A 3,285-nucleotide genomic window follows, 5' to 3' on the forward strand; every position below is an offset into this window, starting at 1 on the left:
CCCGACCGCGATCACGCCCCCGACCAGCCCGAGCACCCCGCCTCGAACTCACGCCAGCCCCCGTGAACTGCGGTTCTCAGGATGAAAACTCCTCACTGAACGGCTGCGCAAGGCCGAGGAGGTAGTCCGGCTGCCCGACAACGTCGTGCGCCTTCCTCAGCCATGACGTCGATTCCGAGCCTGGCTCTCCTCACGCCCGTTGATCCACCGTCCCTGTTCGAGGCCGGGGGTACGGGCCGGACTTCCAGGACACCCGGCCGGCGATGCAGTCATGCCGCCCAGCTGTGCGTTTCCGTTGGCCGGATCGGTGAGAGGTCGGCATGATCTCCGCTGTGAGGTTGCAACAGGATTCAGCGGTCAGCCTGGTCGAGGCATGGCTCGCGCGCGAACGCGGCTTGGCGCTCAGCGCACATCAGTGGACACAGAAGGTACTGGTGTCCAGCGCCGAAGAGCATCCACTGGGATGGTTGGTCTTCTGCCAGTCAGCCGAGTACATCCGCACCCGCAGCCCGGAGCACCTGCTGGTCGGCCTGGGGCCAATCCTGGTCGACGCAACGGATGGCAGCCTGCACCTGATCCCGGTCACGACGCACGCGACCGGCGAGTGGGAAGACCTCTACCGGCACGATGTGAAGGGCCTGGCACGACCGGACCCGGTTGCCAGCCTGGTCGGCGCGGTCCTGGAGGCCCAAGGCGCCGTGGCAGCGCTGCGGGAGCTGCGCCGGAACGCACCGGGGATGAGCATCGGCCAAGCTCGGGAATACGTTGCCGCTCTGGCGACGCACCAGACTCCCCGCACCGAACTGGCGGAGCTCACCCGGCCGCCGGAGGTCTGCCCACCCCTGCCCATCACCACCCTGACCCTCGCTCCCGTGCCCGTCCCGGACCTCCGCACAGGCATCGACCTGACCCGGCACCTGGGCTACTACCGCGAACTGGTGACCGGTGAAAAGCAGGCTCCGAGCATGCTGCCCTTCCTGCACGCCGGCCCCGACAAGGACGACGCCGCTCTCATCTCCTATCTGCGGGCAGGCACTCTCCTGGCAGCAACGACTTCCATAGCCCGATGTCGTCTTACGCCAGAAGGCCCTCCGCTGGGCAGCATTGCACTGCTGACCGACGGCACATGGTTCTGGCCCAGCGATCTCGCACACTACGTCGAGCAGCACCACCTGAGGCTTCCGCCCGACTTCGTCAACCACGCACGCAGCAACAGTTGGGTGCCGCCGCAGGTCAGCCCGCAACGCCTGCGTGATCTTGAACTAGAACTCTCCGGAGTAGAGGCCCCTGATGACTGAGTGCCTTCCTCCCGACGTGGCTGAGGTGCTCGACGCCCTCCTTACTGACTTCGGCTCGTCAGGGTGAACTCTCCCGAAGTCCCTGATTGGTGGGCTGCGGTGGCTGTATCCGGTGGTGTGTGAGATATGCGGATGGGGGCGGGCTGACCGCTGCGGGACGGTTGCGCCGGGAGACTTTGCGGATGCAGGCAGCCGAGCTGTTCGAGCAGAGGATCAAGCCACCGGAAGTGGCACGGCGTCTGCGGGTGAGCCCGAAGTCGGCCTACCGGTGGCACCAGTTGTGGCGCGATGGCGGCGTGCAGGCTCTGTCCTCTCGCGGCCCGGGCGGGTCACGGTGCCGTCTGTCGCCGCGCTGCCTGGAGAAACTCGCCGCGTACCTGGACCAGGGCCCGGCCGCACACGGCTGGGTGGAGGACCAGGTGTGGACCGCGGCGCGGGTGGCCACGCTGATCGGGCGGAAGTTCCACGTTTCCTACAGCGTGTCCGGGGCGACGAGGCTGATGCACCGGCTCGGCTTCAGTCCGCAGGTCCCCGCGCGTCGGGTGGCCGAGCGGGACGAGCAGGCCGTCACCGCGTGGAAGGAGGTGACCTGGGCGGAGGTAAAAGAGCGCGGGCGGCCTGCGGGGGCTACATCTGCTTCGAGGACGAGGCAGGCTTCACCCGCCGTCCGCCCAGAGGACGCACCTGGGGCCGGCGAGGCCGCACCCCTGTCGTGACGGTCAGCGGCCGCCGCTCGGGACGACTGTCGGTGGCCGGGATGATCGCCATGCGCCCCGGCTCACGCACCCGGCTGTGCCACCGCCTGCGCACCCACCCCGCGGGCAAGGGGAAGCGCCGCAGCATGGGCGAACGTGACTTCATCGCACTGATCGACGGTGTCCACCACCTCGTCAAGGCACCGATCGTGCTGGTCTGGGACCGCCTGAACACCCACGTCTCCCACGCCATGCGCGAGTTGATCGCCGAGCGTGCCTGGCTGACAGTGTTCCTGCTTCCCGCCTACTCGCCCGACCTCAACCCGGTGGAGTGGGTCTGGGTACACGTCAAGCACAGCCTGGCAAACCTCGCTGTCATGGCCCTCGACCGACTCGAGGCCCTTGTCCGCAACCGGCTCAAACGCCTGCAGTACCGCCCCGAAACCCTCGACGGCTTCATAGCCGGCACCGGCCTGACCCTCGACACCCCAACGTCACCCTGACAAGCCGAAGTCAGTAACGGTGACAATCCGGTTCACCGGGCGCTCCGCGCCCAAGTGCCCCATCTACGCGTGCGAGGGCGCTGTACGTGCGGGTGCGGCACGACCTACTTCGAGCTCGACACGGCCTCGGTTCAGCCGGCACCGTCCGGACCGAGCACGGTGGTGGCCGCCGACGCCCTGATCTACACCGAGAACGGTGACTGCCCCGGCGAGGTCCTAGTCTTCGCTCAGGCCGGCTACCTCTCCTGGCTGGAGGTCTGCTCCTGGAGCGACGAGACCGAGGTCACCCTTGCCCTGGCCCAGCGAACGCTGCGCCGCTGACGGAAGACCCGCCTGCAGTCAAACTTCGGTGAGACGGGACACCTGACTCCCAGGACCCGAGACTTTGGATCTGAACAGAAGAACTTGACAGGGAATCCGAGGCAGGCCCTCCCCGTGCTGCGCCCCGGCGAGCTGGACGCGGTCGAGAAGCTCGTCGAGCGCCTCGCCCTCTACCCGCGGCTCGGTATCCCGGTGCCCGGCGGCACCGACCCCGAGATTGACGACTACACCGCCCGCACCGACCCGGCCTCCGATTCGGGCGACCGCATCAGCGTCGTGTACAGGTACCACCCCGGCATGTCCTCGATTTTCGTGACCTGGATCATCGCCTTCCGTGTCCAGTCCGGGCGTGTTGCGAGTGGCAAGATCGCTTAGGGCGTCCGCCAGTAGGTGCCGAGCTAATCGGCAGTAGCAGGGCAGGCACGGTTCGCCCGATCATGGAGTTCTCTACGCTTCATGATCACCGGG

5 protein-coding genes are annotated in these 3,285 nt (G+C 67.5%); all 5 read left to right on the forward strand.

Features of this window, described 5'->3' with window-relative positions; all coding sequences use genetic code 11:
• Positions 1-332: 332 nt before the first annotated feature.
• The 5 genes from P3T27_RS40805 to P3T27_RS40825 all read left to right on the forward strand — a co-directional run bounded on the left by P3T27_RS40805 (position 333) and on the right by P3T27_RS40825 (position 3,192).
• Positions 333-1,298, forward strand: a complete 966-nt coding sequence (locus P3T27_RS40805) for a YrhB domain-containing protein (RefSeq protein ID WP_280686439.1) — start codon at positions 333-335, stop codon at positions 1,296-1,298.
• 161 nt (positions 1,299-1,459) lie between these two features.
• A complete protein-coding gene (locus P3T27_RS40810; RefSeq protein ID WP_280686442.1) occupies positions 1,460-2,014 on the forward strand; it encodes a winged helix-turn-helix domain-containing protein in 555 nt (184 codons plus the stop codon).
• The gene (locus tag P3T27_RS40815; RefSeq protein WP_280686443.1) at positions 1,930-2,496 is read left to right on the forward strand and encodes a transposase; all 567 of its coding nucleotides are present in this window, start codon (positions 1,930-1,932) and stop codon (positions 2,494-2,496) included. Before P3T27_RS40810 ends, P3T27_RS40815 begins: the two co-directional genes overlap by 85 nt.
• Positions 2,497-2,655: 159 nt before the next feature.
• Positions 2,656-2,817, forward strand: a complete 162-nt coding sequence (locus tag P3T27_RS40820) for a hypothetical protein (RefSeq protein ID WP_280686440.1) — start codon at positions 2,656-2,658, stop codon at positions 2,815-2,817.
• Between the two features lie 114 nt (positions 2,818-2,931).
• Positions 2,932-3,192 carry a hypothetical protein gene (locus P3T27_RS40825; protein ID WP_280686441.1) on the forward strand — a complete coding sequence of 87 codons (261 nt, stop codon included), beginning with the start codon at positions 2,932-2,934 and terminating at the stop codon, positions 3,190-3,192.
• Positions 3,193-3,285 lie beyond the last annotated feature (93 nt).

The sequence above is a fragment of the Kitasatospora sp. MAA19 genome (assembly GCF_029894125.1).
GTDB lineage: Bacteria > Actinomycetota > Actinomycetes > Streptomycetales > Streptomycetaceae > Kitasatospora.